Genomic DNA, 2,428 nt, shown 5'->3' with positions numbered 1-2,428 from the left:
CGACTTCGGCCACTCGCCCGACGCCTTCGAGAAGACGCTGGCCGCGGTGCGGCGCGTCACCCCCGGCCGCGTCGTGATGCTCTTCGGTGCCGACGGCGACCGCGACGCGACGAAGCGCCACGACATGGGGCGCACCGCCGTCGAGGGCAGCGACATCCTCATCGTCACCGACCACCACCCCCGGCACGAGAATCCGGATGCCATCCGCCAGGTTCTCGTGGAAGGGGCGCGCCGCGCGCGACCCGACGCCGAGATCCACGAGTTCACGCCGCCCGAGCGCGCGATCCTCGAGGCCGTGAAGCTCGTCGGGGAGGGGGACGCGATCCTGTGGGCCGGCCCCGGACACCAGGACTACCGCGACATCCGCGGGGTGCGCACGCCGTACTCGGCCCGGGAGCTCTCGCGCCGCGCCCTGCTCGCCGCCGGCTGGCCCGTGCCCGACCCGCAGTGGCCGGTCCCCTACCCTGCCGACCGCACCCCGTCGTCCGACCCCGAGCGCCCCGTCGACTTCCCCGCCTGATCGCGCGGGCACCGCGCGCGATGCGCGTCTCGGTACACAACGAAGGAAATCCGAGCTTCGGGGGCCGATGGGCCGCGCCGACCGGGAGGCGGCGCGGGATTTTCCTTCGTTGTGTACCGGTACCGGTCGACGACCGACGCCGGCAGACGCGAGCAGCCCGTCGCTCAGAGCGCGGCGATCACCGCATCGGCTGTCCGGCGCGCCCACGCCTCAGCGTCGGCGAGGGATTCGCGGGTGAGGCCGGCGGGGGCGTCGTGGCGTTCCACGACGCGCTCGATGACCTCGACGATGCCGAGGAAGCTCAGCCGCCCCTCGTGGAAGGCATCCACCGCCTGCTCGTTGGCGGCGTTGAACACGGCGGGGTAGGTGCCCCCGGCCCCGCCGACGCGCTTGGCAAGGGCGACGGACCCGAACGCCTCCTCGTCGAGCGGCTCGAACGTCCACTGCGACGCGGTCGTCCAGTCCAGCGGCACCCCGACGCCCGAGATGCGGTGGGGCCAGTCCAGCCCGAGGGAGATGGGCAGTCGCATGTCGGGCGGCGAAGCCTGCGCGATCGTGGAGCCGTCGAGGAATTCGACCATCGAGTGCACGATCGACTGCGGGTGCACCACGACGTCGATGCGCTCGTACGGCACGTCGAACAGCAGGTGCGCCTCGATGACCTCGAGCCCCTTGTTCACCAGCGTCGCGGAGTTCGTGGTGACGACGCGGCCCATGTCCCACGTCGGGTGAGCGAGCGCCTGCGCGGGTGTGACTTCGCCGAGCTCGGCGCGCGAGCGACCCCGGAAGGGACCCCCGGATGCCGTGAGCACCAGGCGTCGCACCTCTTCGGGTTCGCCCGAGCGCAGCGCCTGCGCGATCGCGGAGTGCTCGGAATCGACCGGGACGATCTGACCGGGAGCAGCCAGCCGCGTGACGAGGTCACCGCCGACGATCAGGGATTCCTTGTTCGCCAGGGCGAGGGTACGGCCCTCCTCGAGCGCCGCGAGCGTGGGGCCGAGCCCGACCGACCCCGTGATGCCGTTGAGCACGACGTCGGCGGGGATGTCGCGCACGAGCCGTTCGGCCTCGGCGGCGCCGAGCGCCACGTCGTCGACGCCGAACTCCGCCGCCTGCGCCGCGACGCCCACGCGGTCGGTACCGGCGGCGAGGCCGACGACCTCGAACCGGTCGGGGTTGGCGCGGATGACGTCGAGCGCCTGCGTGCCGATCGAACCGGTGGAACCGAGGATGACGACGCGACGCATCGGATCAGACTACTGACCGGACGCGTCCGCGTGCTGGACTCCGAGGATGTCGACGACGAACACCAGCGGCGCGTTCGGGGACGGCACTGCTTACCCCCGACCTCGCTCGCCACCTGGCGGGGCCGGACCGTCAGCGAAGAGCCATGCCTCCTACGCGGTGCACTCCTCGCCTGATACCGTCCGATATGACGTTGTTGTCGTCGATTCGGCTGTGGGGGACCGTGAAGGAAATCTTGGCGAGGCGCCTGTTAGACACCGTGGTTTACGGGGACTCGGACGATGGAAGACCATCTACCGAGGAAGTCGCGGTCGAAACCGTGCAACTAACTCGTTTGGCGGCACTCAAGTACGACGAATACGAGGGGTTCAGCCCCGCGGTCAAGTTTCTCGAGTCACTTGCGACCTGGTTGAGTCAGCTCGACCCGTCGGACCGACGAATCGCGCTCCGATTCATCAACGAGAGATTGCTGTTCGTCTCTGCTGCTGAGATGGATCACTTAGTGGGAACTATATATCCGGACCGGCTCCGGCCATACTTCATCAGGAAGACTGCCGAGGTGCTTGGTGTCAGTCCCACGCAAGTGCGACGCATAACCTCATCAGTGGAGTTTCAGGAACTGCACCGGCGAACGCTCATCATGGGTATGAGTGACGGTGCGCG

Annotated in this window: 2 protein-coding genes and 1 pseudogene; 2 read left to right on the top strand and 1 reads right to left on the bottom strand. The window is 69.2% G+C overall.

The genetic code is table 11. The annotated features are described in order from the left end of the window. The coding region (locus I5G_RS14945) for a glutamate ligase domain-containing protein (protein WP_026095966.1) at positions 1–520 on the top strand (520 nt) is incomplete at its 5' end. Between the two features lie 164 nt (positions 521–684). Here the strand turns inward: I5G_RS14945 and dxr are convergent. After that, the gene (dxr, locus tag I5G_RS14940; RefSeq protein WP_022879773.1) at positions 685–1,767 is read right to left on the bottom strand and encodes a 1-deoxy-D-xylulose-5-phosphate reductoisomerase; all 1,083 of its coding nucleotides are present in this window, start codon (positions 1,765–1,767) and stop codon (positions 685–687) included. Between the two features lie 221 nt (positions 1,768–1,988). On the opposite strand from dxr, the pseudogene I5G_RS14935 reads away from it, so the two are divergent. After that, a pseudogene (locus tag I5G_RS14935) lies at positions 1,989–2,428 on the top strand (hypothetical protein); the annotation flags it as partial.

The sequence above is a fragment of the Microbacterium sp. B19 genome (genome assembly GCF_000333395.1).
Classification (GTDB): Bacteria; Actinomycetota; Actinomycetes; order Actinomycetales; family Microbacteriaceae; genus Microbacterium.
The sequence above is the reverse complement of the archived record's forward strand: the minus strand, read 5'-3'. Positions and strand labels throughout refer to the sequence as shown.

Coding starts and splice junctions, on each gene's coding strand:
- dxr (WP_022879773.1), bottom strand. CDS start 1,767: ATGCGTCGCGTCGTCATCCTCGGTTCCACCGGTTCGATCGGCACGCAG.